Origin of the sequence: Acidaminococcus sp. AM05-11 (assembly GCF_003472805.1) — a bacterium.
Classification (GTDB): domain Bacteria; phylum Bacillota; class Negativicutes; order Acidaminococcales; family Acidaminococcaceae; genus Acidaminococcus; species Acidaminococcus hominis.
Genome location: NZ_QRMX01000004.1, coordinates 145746 through 162296 on the forward strand (window position 1 = coordinate 145746; position 16551 = coordinate 162296).

Below are 16551 nucleotides of genomic sequence, written 5' to 3' on the forward strand. Positions count from 1 at the left end.
ATATAAAAGTGTAGAGATTGGAGAGAGGGCTCCAATATAGAGGAGAAACCAAAAAGAGGAGGAATCGCAAAATGCCGGAAGAAAATCTGAAAGGCAAGATTTACACGGAAGTGCTGGTAGTCATCGGACTGCTGCTGGCCGCGGAAATCATCCTTGGTGTATTTTTCACCAAGCAATTCGGCGCAGTCATGTCAACCAGTACCTACTACATCGGGGACCACTTCGGCTGGTGGATCAATTCCCTGTCCGTGCTGACCGTTATTCTCGGTCTGGTATTGATTGTGTTTAAATGGGGGGACGTTAAGATCGGGGGCATCGATGCCAAGCCCGACTTCACCACCTGGCAGTGGTGGTCCATTTCCATCTGCGGCGGTATCGGCTGCGGCCTGCTGTACTGGGCCATGGGCGAACCTATGTTCCACTTTATGAAGCCGCCCGTTGCCATCCATGCAGCAGCAGGAAGCCGGGATACAGCCATCTTCGCTGTCAGCCAGGCCATGTTCCACTGGTCCTTCGTCCAGTACTTCATCTATTCCCTGCCTGCTACCGCTTTCGCCCTGCTGTGCTTCAACTACCAGAAATCCCTGTCCATGGGACCCATGGTGTATGAAACCACCGGCAAGGTGCACCGCCGGGTAACCACCATCCTGCACATCCTGTGCGGTTATGCAGTGGCCTGCGGCGTATCCAACTCCATGGCAGCCGGCCTGATGCAGATTTCCGGCGGCATCAACGCCGTTTTCGGCGTCACCCAGGGACCTGTGATGTACTTCTTCCTGACCGTAGCCGTGGCAGCCTTCTTCATCATTTCCTGTATTACCGGCATCAACAAAGGCCTGACCTACGTATCCACCGCCTGCATGTTCTGCTTCTTTGGCTTGATGATCTACGTAGTGCTCACCGGCAACTCCGAATTCATTGGCAAAATCGGCACCGAAGCCATGGGCCAAATCATGGACAACTTCTGGGGCAAGATCACCATCAACAATACCATGGCTCCTATGGACCAATGGCCTAACGAATGGCCCATCACCTTCTGGAATTCCTTCTTCATTTACGCACCGGTTATCGGCATGTTCCTGGCCCGGCTGGGCAAAGGCCATACCGTCCGGGAATTCCTCCTGGTAGAAATCCTGGTTCCGTCCCTGTTCTGCTGCCTGTTCATCGCCATCTTCGCTGGCCAAAGCATGTACGTACAAACCAGCGGCATTATGGATGTCTGGGCCATGATCCAGCAGGAAGGCATGCAGACCACCCGGTACCAGGTACTGGGCACCATGCCCGGCGGCAAAGTGGTACAGCTGATTTTCCTGATTACCGTATGCCTGTCCTTCATTACCCTGGCAGACCCCAACACTTCCGCCCTGTCCACCCTGTGTGTTCATGGCCAGGAAATCGACTCTGAGCCTCCCAAGGTGATGAAAATTATCCTGGGTACTGCCATTTCCGCAGTGGCCTACCTGCTGGTAGTCTCCGGTGGTATGGAAGCCGTTAAGGGCCTCTTGAACATCGGCGGCCTGCTTATGACCCTGCCCACCCTGTGGCTGTGCCTGATCATCTTCAAACTGGAAAAACCCCTGCTGGCCTCCAAGAGCCATAGAATCAGCACCGCACCGGTGGTGGACGAAGTGGTTGCCCCTTCCGGCAACATTTCTGCCAAGGTCAGAGGGCTGGATGTAGTGATTCACCAATATCCGTATTCTGATTATTGATAACGCAAGTAAACAGAACTGAGAGAGACAGTTCGGTGAGAAAGAGGAGAGGGAGACAATGCTGAATCAAAAGTTTGATATCCAACTGTATCATGAATGTTATGGGGAACATGACCATGCGTATCCGCAAATTCTGGTGCCCCTGGAACGTACCATGGACATTCAGATTGGTGATGTGGAGTACAAGGTAACGCCCCAGGAACTGTGCCTGATTCCGGCGGAAACCGATCACCAATGCAGCTACAGCGGCAAACTTCTGGTAATCAACCTGACGGAAATCAGCACCGAGGACCGGGACGCAGAGCTGCTGTCCTATCCGGTGGTTGTCTCCATGTGCGGCCAGATTACGGAACTGGTGGACCTGATCCAAAAGGAACTGAAACAGAATCCTAACAGCCAGTCCGTACGCTACCTGTACAGCTTCCTGTACAGCAAACTGCTGGAAAACTGCGCTGCTCCGTCCATTCGCTATCTCACCGAGCATTATGACCTGCCCATTACCGTCAACCAGTTGGCGGAAATGGAAAACTACAACGTCACCTACTACAACGACTGGTTCAAACAGCAAACCGGTTGTTCCCCCAGCCTGTATCTGCGGAAAATGCGGATTGACCGAGCCAAGGAATTGTTGTTAGAATCCAACCATACCATGATGGAGATTGCCGTTATGGTGGGCTACAGCAGCAACTCCACCTTTACCCGGGCCTTCCACAGCATTACGGGGAAACCGCCCAAAGTGTTCCGGGAAGAACATGGCATTAAAGATATTGGCTGATGCGAAAGGCTTTTATTTGTTTTTCAAATTTCAATAATGATAGGAGAGAAATCACATGAGCAAAATCACGGGAAAGAACGCCAAGAGACAATTTAAACTGGGGATGCACAGCTACACCCTGCATTTGAGCGGCTACGGCGAAAGCTGGGGCTTCCAAAGCGAAGGCAAGCATTACGCTTTTGAAAAGGCCGGCACCCTGGAAGATTTGATGGACCTGGCTGTAAAAGAAGGCATCCAGGTACTGCATATTACCCTGGTAGACCTGAACAACGATACCACGCCGGAACATCTGGCCAAGGTGAAAAAGGAAGCTGAAGAACACGGCGTAGAACTGGAACTGAACATTTCCTTCAACGCTCCTTCCGATCCCCGGGTTAATGCTACCATCGAAGACGCTCTGGAAATCGGCCATGCTATTGGGGCCAAACTGGTGAAATTCAGCACCGACGTGGAACATCCCCATCCCATTTCCCACGCTTCCATGTGCCCGGAAGCCATGGAACAAATGGCCAAGATTGTCCTGGATTTCAAGAAGAACATTCCTACTATTGAAAAATACGGCATGAAGATTGCCATCGAAAACCACTGCGACCTGTTCTCCGACGAAGTGATCTGGATGGTAAAACAATTGAACCATCCTCTGATTGGTGCCTGCTGCGATACCATAAACTCCCTGATGCTGGCCGAAGGCATTGAAGAATGCGTACGGAAAATGGCTCCCTATGCCTACTGCGTACACTTCTGCGACAACCGGGTATTTGCCGATCCTGACGGCACCCATTCCCTGGGCTGCGCCATTGGCGACGGGGATGTGGATGTAATCGAAGTCATGAAGATCCTGCGCGCTGAAGCTCCGGAAGAACTGGATACCATCGACCTGGAAATCGAACTGCCCCTGAGCGGTTACACCCTGGAAGACGGCCGGAAAGAAGAAATTGCCGCTATGCGCAAGAGCATCAAATACATGCACGAAGTTCTGGATATCGGAACCAACCGCTAAGAGGAAAGCCTGTCGCTTCGGCGGCAGGCTTTTTGTCCCTAAGGCGGAAACCTTTTGATGGGAGGAAAATGTCATGAAATGGTCGGAGGCACTTACAGCCCTGTCCCAATGCGGTCTGGGGGCGCTGATCCTGGATCTGGACGGACAGGTACGCAAAATCAATGCCCGGGGGGATGAGCTGCTCCATGGGGACGGCAAACTGGAGGGGGCGCCCCTGCCCGCCTGCGCCGTGCCCCTGCTCCAGCCGGTGGAGGAGCGGGTGTACGGGAACCCGGCGTTTGGGGAGTACATTGCCCGCTGCCCCACGCCCACCCTGGAGGATCTGCCGGAAGGGTACCGGTTCCTGGTCTTCCAGAAGACCGATTATGAGGCCTGTCACGATATGCTCCTCAGCGCCCTGAACCAGATCAAGGAATCCGTCATCATCTGCGACCAGGATTCCCGGATCTACTTCCTCAATGACGCCGCAGTCCGCATGGACGGCCTTACCAACTATGGGGTGGTAGGGGAGAAACTGCCCAATGTGTACAAGAGCCAGGACGACAAGGGTCTCTTGGTTCCCTGGGTCATTGAGCACAAGCAGCCCCTCCGGGATGTGCGCCAGCACTATACCACCTGTCGGGGCCGGGCCGTGGACATTATGGCCAGCTGCTATCCCATTGTCCAGAACGGCCAGGTGCTGGGCGGGTGCAGCGTGATGGAGGACTGGAGCACCGTGGATGAGCTCCACAAGAAAATCATCGACCTTCAGGAAAAGCTGCTGCACGTGACCAAAGAAGGCGGCAAAAAGGCCCATAAAAACGTGCTGAAGGCCAAATACCATTTCGAGGACATTATCTTTGCCAGCGACGCCATGGCCGCCCTGATGCAGCGTTGCCGCCACGTGGCCAAATCTTCTTCCTCCATCCTGATCTATGGGGAGACAGGTACCGGGAAGGAACTGGTGGCCCAAAGCATCCACAACGCCAGCAGCCGGGCGGACGGGCCCTTTTTGGCCATCAACTGTGCGGCCATTCCGGAGAACCTGCTGGAAGGGATCCTCTTTGGCACGGAAAAGGGGGCCTATACCGGGGCCGAGCAGCGGCCGGGCCTGTTTGAGCAGGCGGACGGAGGGACCCTGCTTTTGGACGAAATCAACTCCATGAACATCAACCTCCAGCCCAAGCTGCTGCGGGTGCTTCAGGAAGGCACCGTGCGCCGGGTAGGGGGCATGACGGAGCATCCGGTGGACGTCCGGGTGCTGTCCAACATGAACATTACTCCCCAGCAGGCCCTGGAGGAGCACAAGCTGCGCCGGGACCTGTTCTACCGGTTGGGGGTGGTGGATCTTCGGGTGCCGCCCCTGCGGGAGCGCATGGAGGACGTACCTCTTTTGGCTAAGCATTTTATTATGCTCTACAACCAGAAGCTGAACAAAAACGTCCGGAACGTGGATGCCCAGGTGCTGGAGCTGTTCCAGAGCTACAACTGGCCCGGCAATGTCCGGGAGCTGCAGCACGCCATCGAGTTTGCCATGAACGTGCTGCCGGATGACCGGAACATGATTACCCTGGACTACATTCCGGAGAATATTGTCCAGGTCCAGCAGGAGGAGAAGGACGCCTTCTATCCTGTTCAGCCGGGGCTGATCGCCCCCTACGACAAGCCCAAGCGGGATAAGTATGCCAAAAAGCGGACCCTGCGGGAAGTGGAGCGGGCAGCGGTCTACCAGGCCCTGCGCCACCACCAGGGGAATATTTCGGCGGCAGCCCGGCAGCTGGGCATGAGTCGGCAGAACCTTCAGTACCGGATCAAACGGGATGGCATCGATTTGAATGAGTTCCTGAGTTGATGCAAAAAGTATTTTAAAAATGGAAAACTGATTGAAAAAATGGTCTGCAAACCGGAAATGGATTTGCAGGCCATTTTTTCTAGGGACATGGGGTATGTTTTTTCAGCCTTTTTTGTAAGAAAAATTTACATAGGAACTTCCGCTTTTTGGCTAAACTATGTTAAAAATATCAGACAGCCATATGTATCGGAGGAATTTTCCATGAAAAGCACAGAAGCACTTACCTTATTGTCCCAGTGCAATCTGGGCGCATTGGTCCTGAACCCGGACGGCAGGGTACTGGACATCAATGCCAGAGGGGACCAGCTGCTCCACGGGGAAGGAAAACTAAAGGGCGCGCCCCTGCCTGCCTACTGTATGCCCCTGCTCCAATCCGGGACGGAGCGGGTGTACAGCAATCCTGCTTTTGGAGAATACGTAATGCCCTGTCCGGATCCCGAGGTGGAGGGGCTGCCGGAGGGCTGCCGCCTGGTGGTGTTTCAAAAAGCGGACTACGAAGCCTGCCACGATATGCTGCTCAGTACCCTGAACCAGATCAATGAGTCCGTGATTGTCTGCGACAAGGAGTCCCGAATCTATTTCCTGAACGATGCGGCGGTGCGCATGGACGGGCTCACCAATTACGGAGTGGTGGGGGAAAAGCTGGACAAGGTGTACCAAAGCCAGGACGGCGACGGTCTGCGGGTGCCCTGGGTTATTGAGCATCGGGAAGCCGTTCGGGACTTCCGGCAGCATTACACCATCTTTCGGGGAAAAAGCGTGGACATTATGGCCAGCTGCTACCCCATTGTGCAAAACGGCCAGATCCTGGGGGGCTGCAGTGTCATGCAGGACTGGAGCGCCGTGGACCAGCTCCACAAGAAGGTCATCGACCTCCAGGAAAAGCTGCTGCACCTGACCAAGGACGGGGGCCGGCATTCCCACAAGAACGTACTGAAAGCCAAGTACCATTTTGATGATATTGTCTTTGCCAGTGATGCCATGGCAGCCCTGATTCACCGCTGCCGTCACGTGGCCCAGTCCTCCTCCTCGGTGCTGATCTACGGGGAAACGGGCACCGGCAAGGAACTGATTGCCCAGAGCATACACAACGCCAGCAAGCGCAGCAATGGGCCTTTTTTGGCCATCAACTGCGCGGCCATACCGGAGAACCTGCTGGAAGGGATCCTCTTTGGCACGGAAAAGGGTGCCTATACCGGCGCCGAGCAGCGGCCGGGACTGTTTGAGCAGGCGGACGGAGGAACCTTGCTCTTGGACGAAATCAACTCCATGAACCTGAACCTGCAGCCCAAGCTGCTGCGGGTGCTTCAGGAAGGTACGGTGCGCCGGGTAGGGGGCATGACGGAGCGGCCGGTGAATGTCCGGGTACTGTCCAATATGAACATCACGCCCCAGCAGGCCCTCCAGGAACACAAGCTTCGCCGGGACCTGTTCTATCGGCTGGGGGTGGTGGACCTGAGAATCCCGCCCCTAAGGGAACGGCTGGAGGATATTCCCCTTTTGGCCAAGCATTTTATTATGCACTACAACCAGAAGCTGAACAAAAGCGTCCGCACTATAGATAATCAGGTGCTGGAGCTGTTCCAGGGCTACAATTGGCCCGGCAATGTCCGGGAGCTGCAGCACGCCATCGAGTATGCCATGAACGTGCTTCCCGATGACCGGAACCTGATTACCCTGGAGTACATCCCGGAAAACATCAGCCAGCTGCAAAAAGAGGAAGCAGAGGGCTTCTATCCTGTGGCCCCCAGTTTTGCACCGGGGCTGGAGCCGGCCAAACCCACCCGGCAGACCCGGAAGCGGACCCTCCGGGAAGTGGAGCGGGCTGCCGTCTGCCAGGCCCTCCGGGCCCAGCACGGCAATATTTCGGCGGCTGCCCGGCAGCTGGGTATGAGCCGGCAGAATCTCCAGTACCGGATCAAACGGGACAGCATTGATTTGAACGAATTTTTAGGCTAACTGCATACCATGCCCGCGGGACAGGGAAACCTGCCCCGCTTTTTTGTGAAGGGTGCAGCTGCCTGTGAAACGCTTTTTGCAGGGTAAAAAAAGGAAAAATAATTTGCGCCTAAAAAGCAGACGTATTGACTCTGCAAAATAACGCAAAAATTTGCATAGGAATTGCTTTTGCTATAAAAAATGGCGTAAAACCTGGAGAAAAACGACAGGAAAAAATCTTGAAATATAGCAAAATTATTTGCAGCTATGCAAATATAATGCCTATAATTTGGCACGCAAAAAGAAAATCAGCAGGTGCAAAAACCTCATTTTTTTATTTGCACTTAGTGTAAAAATAAAAAGTACAGAAACTGGAAAAATGGCTTGAAACGGCGGTTTTGAACCAGTATATCCATTAGTTTTTCTAATGAGTTACAAACTTTTTTCAAACAGGCACGTTTCTTGCAAGATAGTAAAGCGTAGGAGGACTGGTTGTCACTGGTCCTGAAAAATCGGAATATTTGCATTAGAGGAAAAACGGACTGAACAGAAAGGAGGAATTTGCCGCGCCGGAGCCGCCCAGGGTATGGAAGAACGTGCAGGGGCAGCACCGGAGGAAACAGGTTTCCTGTTATTATCTTAGATCGTAAGGAAAGGGGTTTTTGAGATGAGTAAAGAGAGAAAGAAGTACGAGCTGCGCCCCATCGTCATGTCTGTGACAGTGGTGCTGTTCGCCCTGATGCTGATAGCCATCGTGGTGGATGCCAAGGGTTTCTACAACGTGCTGAACAACCTGGTCATGCATAATGCCATGTGGGACTTTGGCTGGTTCCTGAGTCTGCTGTGCTTTTTCATGGTCATTTTCTGCGTGGTCTGCATGCTGACCCCCATTGGTTCCATCCGGCTGGGCGGTCCCAATGCCAAACCCAAGTTCACCTATATGCAATGGTTCGGGATTTCCCTGTGCACCGGCATTGGCGCCGGCGTGGTGTTCTGGGGCTCGGCTGAACCTTTGATGCTGGCCATGGAACCGCCCAAGTCCCTGGGCCTGATTCCTGGCAGCAACCAAGCCGTGCTGTGGAGCATGGCCCGCTGCTTCCTCCAATGGGGTTTTACTCCCTATGCCACCTGCGTGGTGACCGGCGTAATTCTTTCCTACGTAATTCTCAACAAGAAAGCCCCTTTCCGTACCAGCTCCCTGCTGATCCCTATTTTTGGACCGGAAGTCATTGGCAGCCGGAAAGCCGACTGGTTTGATGCTCTGTCCACCTTCGCCCTGACCGGTGCTGTAGCCGGCGGCCTGGGGTACGGTGCTATGCAGCTGTCCGCTGCTGTAAAAGCCTTTGCCGGTTATCCGCCTTCCCTGCCGGTATACGTAGCGATTATTTTCTTCATGTTCCTGTTCTACAACGCCTCTGCGCTAAGCGGTCTGCAAAAAGGCATCACCTGGCTGTCCAACAAGAATGTGCAGTTCTTCTTTATCCTGCTGCTGTTTGTACTGTTCTTTGGTCCCACCGCCTACATTTGCAACCTGTTTGCCGAATCCCTGGGCGAATACGTATCCAACTTCATTGCTATGAGCCTGAACACCATGCCCTATGCGGATTCCGGCATGTGGCCCCAGAATTGGGATATGTACTGGTGGGCTGACTGGATGGCCTATGCACCGCTGCTAGGCCTGTTCATGGTAAAAGTGGCCTACGGCCGTACCATCCGGGAATTTATCGCCATTGAATGGGTGGCTCCTGCCATGTTCGGGATTGTGTGGTTCGCCGTATTTGGCGGCAACATCCTCCACTCCCAGCTGTGGGACGGTGTCAATTTCTATGAACAATACCTGGCCAATGGGGCAGAAGCCATGACCCTGACCAGTTTTGACGTACTGCCCATTCCCCTGGTTTCCAAGATTTTCATGCTGATCATCATCACCATTTCCGTGGTTACCCAGTGCGAATCCATGACCATTACCCTGGCCAGTATGACCATGAAGGAAACCACCGTAAACGAAGAAGCTCCTGTTGCACTGAAGCTGTTCTGGGGCATTACCTTCGCCGTGATTGCCGCTGTCTTCATTGTGTTGGGCGGCATTGATGGGGTTAAGACCATCAAATCCTTCTGCGGTATCCCCCTGGCCTTCATCTGCGGCTGGCTGACCCTGGGCTTTATCCGCTACATGGCCAAACGCCCCCGGAATCTGGACGGTTCCTACGTCTACGAAGACGAATGCGTCAACGATCCGGATAACGGGGAACCCATGGCACCCCGCAGCACCAACAAGTGGCTGAACAAAATGGGTTGGTAAAACCGGCTCAGCCTATTAACCAGTGACATACGCGGTTCATTCCGGCTGCCGCGTTTGTCTATACCCTGGTTTTCAGGACCTCCTGGAGACCAGGGATTTTTTTGCCTGAATGGCGACGGGAAACCGGCAGCTTTGGCAGCAAAATATAGGGCAGCTGAAAAAATGTATTTAACCTGAAAGAAAAATAATTTGCGGCCCTGGGGCAGCTTTCTGGTGCAAAAAAATTCTGGGAAAAACGGGTGGGCAGCCTGAACCTGGGCTGTACTCTAGCTCTGAAAAATAACGAGAAGATTCAGAAATGACAAAAATCTTTGCAGGGGGAGCAAAAATATGCTTAAAGTTAGGCGTGCAAAATCGTCCTGAAAGTGCAAAAGAAATCTTTTGAATTTTTTTGCACTTTGCGTAATCCAAAATAAAACAGTTGCCTCTGGACCTTGACCGGTACTGGAGTTTTTCTGTAGCCCCTCGGGAAAGTGAACCGTGCCTACAGCGCCTTTGGCAAATAGGCACGGTTTTTGCCATATAGAAAATCGTAATGGACTGGCGCCAACCCAGCCTAAAAAATCGGAATAATACAATAAGGAGGAAATGAAAATGCCGGAAGCAAACCTGAAAGGCAAAATCTACAAAGAAGTCCTGGTGGTCATAGGACTTCTCCTGACCGCAGAAATCATACTTGGGGTATTCTTCACCAAGCAATTTGGTACTGCCATGTCCACCATGCTGTATTGGATTGGGGACACCTTTGGCTGGTGGATCAACTTCCTGTCCGTGCTGACGGTTATCTTGGGTCTGGTACTGATCATCTTCAAATGGGGGGACATCAAGATTGGCGGCATTGATGCCAAACCGGATTTCACCACCTGGCAGTGGTGGTCCATCTCCATCTGCGGCGGTATCGGCTGCGGCCTGCTGTACTGGGCCATGGGCGAACCCATGTTCCAATTTATGACCCCGCCCCTGGCCATCCATGCTGCCCTGGGCAGCCGGGATGCGGCCATCTTCGCCGTCAGCCAGGCCATGTTCCACTGGTCCTTCGTCCAGTACTTCATCTATTCCCTGCCTGCTACCGCCTTTGCCCTGCTGTGCTTCAACTACCAGAAATCCCTGTCCATGGGACCCATGGTAAAGGAAACCGCTGGTAAGGAGCATCGGCACATTACCACCCTGCTGCACATCCTGTGCGGCTATGCAGTAGCCTGCGGCGTATCCAACTCCATGGCAGCCGGCCTGATGCAGATTTCCGGCGGCATGAACGCCGTCTTTGGCATTACCCAGGGACCCCTGATGTACTTTGTGATTACCGTACTGGTAGCTGCTTTCTTCATCATTTCCTGCCTGACCGGCATCAACAAGGGTCTGACCTACGTATCTTCTGCCTGCATGTTCTGCTTCTTCGGCCTGATGATCTACGTGGTGGTCACCGGCAACTCTGAATTCATCGGCAAGATCGGCACCGAAGCCATGGGCCAGATTATGGACAACTTCTGGGGCAAGATCATGATCAACAACACCCTGGTTCCCCAGGACCAATGGCCTAACGAATGGCCCATCACCTTCTGGAACTCCTTCTTCATCTATGCACCGGTTATCGGCATGTTCCTGGCCCGGCTGGGCAAGGGCCGTACCGTCCGGGAATTCCTCCTGGTGGAAATTCTGGTTCCGTCCCTGTTCTGCTGTCTGTTCATCGCCATCTTCGCTGGCCAGAGCATGTACGTACAAACCAGCGGCACCATGGATGTGTGGGCCATGATCCAGCAGGAAGGCATGCAGACCACCCTGTACCAGGTACTGGGCACCATGCCCGGCGGCAAAGCTGTGCAGCTGGTCTTCCTGATTACCGTGTGCCTGTCCTTCATTACCCTGGCTGACCCCAACACCGCTGCCCTGGCTACCCTGTGTGTGCACGGCCAGGAAATCGACTCCGAACCCCCCAAGGCTATGAAAATCATCCTGGGTACGGCCATTTCTGCCGTAGCCTACCTGCTGGTGGTCTCCGGCGGCATGAACGCCGTAAAGGGCCTGCTGAATATTGGCGGTCTGCTCATGACCCTGCCCACCCTGTGGCTGTGCCTGATCATCTTTAGACTGGAAACCCCACTGCTGGCCTCCAAGAGCCACCGGATGGCGACCCAGCCGGAAGCCTACCAGGTGGAAGCTCCCGACGGCCGGGTACAGGTGGACGTAAAAGGCCTGGATGTGGTTATTTACCAGAAAGCCGATGCGGAAAAAGCCTGAGCCGCAGCCTTGTAAAACGAAAAGAAAGGTCCTTCCCGCTTGGCGGGGAGGACCTTTTTGCGTGCATCGGGACGCAACTCCCTTATTTGGTTACCCTATCACTGTGGACTCCTTAATAAGGGGTACAGTCCAAGCAAAGCGAACCTGGAGGGTGACGCTGAGCAGCAAGCCGCGAACCACTCTGGCTAGCAGAGAACCGCTCAGGAAGTGTCGCATTTTCCTTTATAGCCCCCTTCAAGCGTGAAGGGGGTGGCAGCCGAGAGGCTGACGGAAGAAGTTTTCCAGGATTCAGGCGACGATAGAAGTCTAATCAAAACCGCAGTTCTTCATTAAAACTTCCTCAGTCATCTCTGCGAGATGACTGCTCCTTAGTGGTTCGCCGTGCTCCGTTCCCCTTCACCCTGCGGGTTCGGCTCACGGACGGCTATCACATGGCTCACATAAACCAAGAGTCCCTTTGCAAATTTGCCGGACTCTTGGATGTGAGCGCAACGCTTTGCCGGGCCGGTCTTAGGCCTATACGAGTCATGTGCAAAACGGGTATAGGAAAAGAAATCATAGTACGTGGATGATTGCAATCTCTCTTTTTATCACATGACCAGTAGTGGATAGGAACGCTTCCTTCAAGCGTGAAGGAAGTGGCGCCGAAGGTGACGATAGAAGTTTTATCAAAGCCGAACCGAATGGTATGAACCCTAACAACCATGTGGGGCTCCCAAAAATTCAACTTAGATGCATCAGCATTTGACAATTCACCTTACAAAACTTCCTCAGTCATCCCTATAGGATGACAGCCCCTTCACGCTTGAAGGGGCCGGTCTTAGGCCTATACGAGTCATGTGTAGAACGGGTATTGAAAAAGCAACATAGTTCGTAAATATCTGCACCTACGGACGCAAAAAGGCCCGATGGGGAAAGAGGGGGCTTTCCCATCGGGTCAATTTGCTTAGAAGGGTTTCTATGAAGTTTCTGCTAGGAGTGATACGTTACGTTACATTGCCATCTTGTAGATTTCAGCGGCAATTTCCGGAGTCAGTTTCACGAAGTTGCCGTGGTTGGGAGCACCGTGGAACATGCTTTCCACCATCTTAGGAATGTCTTCTTCCTTGCCGCCCAGTTCGCTGATATGGGTAGGCATGCCCATTTCCTTCACGAAGTCTTGGAATGCTTTGATGCCTTCCATAGCGGTGATTTCAGGATGTTCGAAGTCCATCTGGCAGCCCCATACCCGGGTTGCATATTTGGCAAACAGGGTGGGTCCCTGGGTCTTCATGGCATATTGCATCCAGTAGGGGAACAGCAGGGCCAGGCCGGCGCCGTGGGAAGCTCCGTAGAGGATGCCGATTTCGTTGTCCATATGGTGGGTGCCCCAGTCTTGGGCGCGGCCTACACCGGTGGAGTTGTTCTGGGCAACCATGGCAGCCCACATAATGTTGGCACGGGCATCGTAGTTCATGGGATCTTTCATAACCCGGCGGGCTTCTTTGATCATGGTCAGCATAACAGCTTCCAGCAGACGGTCGGTGAGTTCATTCTCTTTGGTGTGGGAGAAGTACCGTTCCATGCAGTGGGCCATAATATCGGAGATGCCGCTGGCCGTTTGGTACGGAGGCAGGGTCATCATCAGTTCAGGGTTCATAATGGCAAACAGCGGACGCAGGATGTCGCCGTCAGCGCAGCGTTTGTAATGGTGGCCGTCTTCGGTATCCATGGTTACTACGGAGTCCGTAGAGCCTTCAGAACCGGAAGCAGCGATGGTTACTACGCAGCCAACCGGCAGAGCTTCCGTAACCGGGCCCTTCTTGCCGCAGTAGAAATCCCAGAAGTCGCCGTCATATACAACACCCAGGGCAATGCCTTTGGCAGAGTCCATAACGGAGCCGCCGCCTACAGCCAAGATGAAGTCTACGCCTTCTTTTTTGGCCAGTTCAATGCCTTTGTAAATCAGGTCGGTGTGGGGGCTGGCCTTTACGCCGCCCAGTTCAACATGTCCGATCCCCTGAGCGTCCAAAGACTTTTTTACCCGATCCAGCAGGCCGGAACGCACTGCGCTGCCGCCGCCGTAATGGATCAAAACCTTATGGCCATTGTACTTCTTTACATATTCGCCGGTTTCATTTTCGGTGCCCTTGCCGAATACAAAATACGTGGGGCTGTAAAAAGTAAAGTTATCCATCTGTAATACCCTCCTGTTTTTTTCCACAATTTCCGTGGCTTGTTGACTATGCCTTTATTATAGCGGGATACCCCCTGTAAGTATGTGCAAGTCCTCGCTGTTTTTTTGCCGATTCTCGCTTTCTGAACGGCCAAAAAGATGAGAATAGGCACAGGAACGGAGGAAGAAAGCAAAGTGCAAAAAACGCAAAAAAGCTACAATAAGGAAGACAGAAAGGGGCGGCGAGTTATGGACAACCTAATGAAAGAATATTACCAGCAGAGAACCCGCGCCATCCGGCAAAGTTCCCCCAAGGAGTGGGAAGCCTTTCTCCTGGACTGGCAGCAAAAGGCTAGGGAGCAGGAGAATCAGGGGGTATGGCTGGAGGTTTCCCATGAGCTGGGTTTGTTCTATCGCAGCCTGGGACAATACGACAAATCCATTGAAGTTTTTGCGCAGGTGGGACAGTGCATCGGCAGCCGCTTTGGCAAAAACGGTCCGGAGTATGCAGCGCTTCTGAACAACCTGGCAGGGACCCATCGCCTGGCCGGGAATAAAAAGTATGCCATCCGGCTGTTCCAGGATGCCTTAGCCATTTACCAGGCCCAGCGGCAGACCAATACCTCAGCCTGCGCCAGCATTTACGGGAATCTTTCCCAGACGGAGCAGGAACTGGGGGAATGGGAGCAGGCGGCTGAATACCTGGAAAAATGCCTCCAGTATCTGCGACTGTCCGGTCGGGTGGAGGAACTGGGGCCCGGGTACCACAACCTGGCCTTGCTGTACCGGAAGGCCGGCCAGCCGGAAAAGACCCAGGCTTGCATTGACAAGGCCCTGGCCGAATTCCAGGCCCACAGCGGGGAGGAGATTTCCCACTATGCAGAGGCCCTGAACGGCTTAGGGGGGCTTTTGTACGAAACCCACCAGTATGAACGGGCGGCCCAGGTCTACGAACAGGCCGCCGAGTACATTGCCCGGTTCTACGGCAAGAACCATGAATACGCAGTGAATCGCCAGCATCAGGCCTGGGCCCTGCGGGGCATGGGAAATTTACAAAAAGCTTACCAAGCTCTTTGGGAAGCGGAGACAATTTGTGCTAAACTATATGGGTCGCAAAATGAACGGGTTCGGGCCGTCCAGGATGAGCTGCGCCAGCTTAGCCGCATGATTGCCAAAACCAGCTGAATAAAAGGAGTGAGTAAGTTGTCCAAACAGACCATGGATATGACCCAGGGACCCTTGGTAGGGAAAATCCTGCGCTTTAGTCTGCCGTTAATGGTAACCAATCTATTGCAGATGCTGTTTAACGCAGCAGATGTGGTGGTGGTAGGGCAGTTTGCCGGGTACGACAGCCTGGCCGCCGTAGGGAGCACCTCGTCCATCATTTATCTGTTTACCAACCTGCTCATCGGTCTGGGCGTGGGCATCAACGTGCTCATTGCCAACTTTGTAGGGGCCGGCAACCGGCAGAAGGATATTTTCCTGACCCTGCACACGGCCATTACCGTAGGCGCCGTAGGCGGCGTGGTGCTGGGGGCCCTGGGCTTTGTTCTGACCCCCTGGATCCTCCGGCTGGTATCCACCCCGGCGGATATTTTTGCCAAGACGGTGCTGTACCTGCGGATTTATTTCCTGGGTTCCGTCTTTGTGATGCTGTATAATTATGGTACCGCAGTGCTGCGGGCCATTGGGGATACCCGCCGGCCCCTTATTTTCCTCCTGATCAGCGGTCTGACCAACGTGGTGCTGAACCTGTACTTCGTTATCGGGCTGGGCTGGGACGTGGCCGGGGTAGGGGTGGCCACCGTAATCAGCCAGCTGCTCAGCGCCTTTTTGGTGCTGCGCTGCCTGTCCCGGGAAAAGGGTGCCTGGCGTTACCACTGGAAATGCTTCTTTGTACACCGGCAAAGCCTGTATGAAATCTGCCGGATCGGCATTCCCGCCGGCATCCAGGCCTGCCTGTTCAGCCTGTCCAACGTAGCCATTCAGGGCGCCATCAACGCCTACGGCAGCATCATCGTGGCTGCCAACAGCGCCGCCGCCAATATCGAAAATTTCCTGTACATTGCCATCAATTCCTTCCACCAGGCGTCCATGACCTTTATCAGCCAGAACCTGGGGGCGGGAAAATGGGCCCGGGTGAAGAAAGTGGCAGCCACCTGCCTGACTCTGGCCTTCTTCCTGGGGCTGTTTGAGGGCCTCTGCATGCTGTTGTGGAGCCCCCAGCTGATGGAACTGTTTAACGGCAATCCCCAGGTCATTGCCGCCGGCACCGTGCGCCTCCACTGGGTGGGCGCCCTGTACGTCATCTTTGGCTGTGCCGACGTATTGGTGGGCAGCATCCGGGGCTTTGGCATCACCATGGGCCCCATGCTCATCAACCTGCTGGGCACCTGCCTGTTTCGGCTGGTATGGATTTGGTATATCAAGGCCCCGGCAGTCCCTGTAGAAATGGTGTACCTGTCCTATCCCATTTCCTGGGTCCTGATTCTCATAGCCCTGTCGTTCTACTGGGTCTATGTGTACCGTCATTATGCCTCCCGGCATAACAACCAAGTAAAGAAATTAGCCGCAGAAAACGGCTGAACCTAGTATGCATT

11 protein-coding genes are annotated in these 16551 nt (G+C 53.8%); 10 read left to right on the plus strand and 1 reads right to left on the minus strand.

What is annotated here, in order from left to right:
• Positions 1 to 71: 71 nt before the first annotated feature.
• The 8 genes from DW089_RS03880 (at position 72) to DW089_RS03910 (ending at position 11796) form a co-directional block, all read left to right on the plus strand.
• Positions 72 to 1712, plus strand: a complete 1641-nt coding sequence (locus DW089_RS03880) for a BCCT family transporter (RefSeq protein WP_118286817.1) — start codon at positions 72 to 74, stop codon at positions 1710 to 1712.
• Between the two features lie 58 nt (positions 1713 to 1770).
• Complete coding sequence (locus DW089_RS03885; RefSeq protein ID WP_105326550.1) at positions 1771 to 2487, plus strand: AraC family transcriptional regulator; 717 nt, start codon at positions 1771 to 1773, stop codon at positions 2485 to 2487.
• A gap of 55 nt (positions 2488 to 2542) precedes the next feature.
• On the plus strand, positions 2543 to 3487 hold the full coding sequence (locus DW089_RS03890) for a sugar phosphate isomerase/epimerase (protein ID WP_105326549.1): 945 nt from the start codon (positions 2543 to 2545) through the stop codon (positions 3485 to 3487).
• 73 nt (positions 3488 to 3560) lie between these two features.
• Entirely contained in the window at positions 3561 to 5318 is a 1758-nt protein-coding gene (locus DW089_RS03895; protein WP_118286818.1) for a sigma-54-dependent Fis family transcriptional regulator, read from the plus strand.
• A 201-nt stretch (positions 5319 to 5519) separates the two neighbouring features.
• Positions 5520 to 7277 carry a sigma-54-dependent Fis family transcriptional regulator gene (locus DW089_RS03900; protein ID WP_105327406.1) on the plus strand — a complete coding sequence of 586 codons (1758 nt, stop codon included), beginning with the start codon at positions 5520 to 5522 and terminating at the stop codon, positions 7275 to 7277.
• 125 nt (positions 7278 to 7402) lie between these two features.
• Complete coding sequence (locus tag DW089_RS11425; protein WP_146109049.1) at positions 7403 to 7609, plus strand: hypothetical protein; 207 nt, start codon at positions 7403 to 7405, stop codon at positions 7607 to 7609.
• Positions 7610 to 7923: 314 nt separating this feature from the next.
• Positions 7924 to 9558, plus strand: coding sequence for a BCCT family transporter (locus DW089_RS03905; RefSeq protein WP_105326547.1), 1635 nt, complete (start codon positions 7924 to 7926; stop codon positions 9556 to 9558).
• Between the two features lie 594 nt (positions 9559 to 10152).
• Positions 10153 to 11796, plus strand: a complete 1644-nt coding sequence (locus DW089_RS03910) for a BCCT family transporter (protein ID WP_105326546.1) — start codon at positions 10153 to 10155, stop codon at positions 11794 to 11796.
• Between the two features lie 991 nt (positions 11797 to 12787).
• Here DW089_RS03910 and DW089_RS03915 read toward each other — a convergent pair.
• Positions 12788 to 13972, minus strand: a complete 1185-nt coding sequence (locus DW089_RS03915; protein ID WP_105326545.1) for an iron-containing alcohol dehydrogenase — start codon at positions 13970 to 13972, stop codon at positions 12788 to 12790.
• A 240-nt stretch (positions 13973 to 14212) separates the two neighbouring features.
• Here DW089_RS03915 and DW089_RS03920 point away from each other — a divergent pair, with 240 nt between their 5' ends.
• Together DW089_RS03920 and DW089_RS03925 are read left to right on the plus strand one after the other, a co-directional pair.
• Positions 14213 to 15136, plus strand: a complete 924-nt coding sequence (locus DW089_RS03920; protein ID WP_233547546.1) for a tetratricopeptide repeat protein — start codon at positions 14213 to 14215, stop codon at positions 15134 to 15136.
• Between the two features lie 9 nt (positions 15137 to 15145).
• Entirely contained in the window at positions 15146 to 16537 is a 1392-nt protein-coding gene (locus tag DW089_RS03925) for an MATE family efflux transporter (RefSeq protein WP_231086110.1), read from the plus strand.
• Positions 16538 to 16551 lie beyond the last annotated feature (14 nt).